This window comes from Lysinibacillus sp. 10T31 (assembly GCF_056394365.1).
This window is the reverse complement of record NZ_JBFTHS010000129.1, coordinates 1-1,545: the sequence shown is the minus strand read 5'-3', so window position 1 is coordinate 1,545 and position 1,545 is coordinate 1. Positions and strand designations below refer to the sequence as shown.

The 1,545-nt window shown below is 35.6% G+C and carries 1 protein-coding gene; it reads right to left on the bottom strand.

Annotated features, from left to right (window positions below; genetic code table 11):
- Nucleotides 1-139: 139 nt before the first annotated feature.
- Nucleotides 140-1,375, bottom strand: a complete 1,236-nt coding sequence (locus AC1DCY_RS27085) for an IS110 family RNA-guided transposase (RefSeq protein WP_477355759.1) — start codon at nucleotides 1,373-1,375, stop codon at nucleotides 140-142.
- Between the last annotated feature and the right edge of the window lie 170 nt (nucleotides 1,376-1,545).

The following is a 1,545-nucleotide window of genomic DNA, read 5'->3' as shown; positions in this document are numbered from 1 at the left end:
ACTAAACCAGCTAATAGTTTGTCAATAATTTTCTGTTAAAAGTTTAATAGGCACGTGCTATACTAAAAAAGTGCATGACAAATAACCGTCCTAAAGTTTGTTTTTGGAAGGTTTTGTTTGATTTAGTTATACCTACTTATCAAGCTAAATCTTGGTACGTAGTTCTGTTTTTTAACAAGGCAAAAATCCAATGTAAGAGTTTATTAACACAAGCTATTATCGCTACTTTAAAAGGTTTTCCTTCTTCACGTTTTTTATCATAAAATTCACGTATTTTCTTGTTTCGAGGAATGATTGTATCGTCTGTTTTAGTTTTTCTGCAATCTCGTATTGCACAACGAACAGCCATGAATAAGGCATGACGAAGTCTACTTGAACCTCGTTTTGTAATTCGATTCTTGCTCGCTGAAAATTTACCTGATTCGAAAACACTTGGGTCAACTCCAGCGAAAGCCACAAGCTTTTTAGGGTTGTTAAATCGACCTATTTCACCAATCTCAGAAATAATCGTTGCAGCGATCTTTTCACCGATGCCTGGGATAGATTTGATAATACTATATTCTTCAATTTCTTTAGCGAGGGCATCTATTTCTGACTCTAACTTTGATAGATGCTCTTTGTAYTGAAGAAGGATCTTTATATACATATCMAGACTTAAAATATGACTCTGGTAAACTGTTTTTTCAAAAGGATTACGAGCTGCAGCGGCTTTAAGATGTAAGGCTTTTTCATTTGCCCATCTAATGGAYCTRCTCTTACATAGTTCATATATTTTGTCTKTAATGGAKTCYTCACTTGCTTTCAAAATATCTTCTGAAGAAGGGAACTCTGAAAGAGTTAATAGTGAAACATTAGAATATAAATCTCCGAAKACCCCKTTATATTCAGGAAATACCTGTTCAAGGACTGCCTGAAATTGCAACTTAGTTTGAATCATTACGCCAGTTATATTTTCATGTTGTCTTGTAAGRTTACGAAGATTTAATAACTGCACACCACGYTTTTTATATGGCTCTAATTCCTCTTTATAGAACAATTCACAAAGWAGATAGGCATCAATGGCATCCGTTTTTACTTTTCTCAAACTCGATCCTCTTGCCTTATAAGAAATTAACGGATTAATAATAATCAATAAATAYCCTCGTTCTTCTAAATGATGTATGACAGGAGCACCATAATGTCCTGTGGCTTCTAAAATGATTGTAGGCTTCATACCAGCCTCGTTTTTTACATCCTCTAAAAATATAACAAGGTCATTAAGACCTTCTAAAGTATGAGTCACCTTAAAACTTTTACGATATGGTTTGCCTTTATCTAAGAATGCTTGAATCTGGCTTTCTCCTTTTGAAATATCCAGACCAACGACTGGATTCATTATTAATCTCCTCCTAAATCTTAGTTTGCCAGTTACCCCTAATCCTCCATGCAGTGTCATAGCTTCGCTTGTTATACGAGATCTAAGTCCCAACCAGCCTCAATCATGTTTCTGCAAGTAGGGGGCGAACGGTTTAGTTGACGGGGTCAAGCCCCACGAGCAGTTACGTT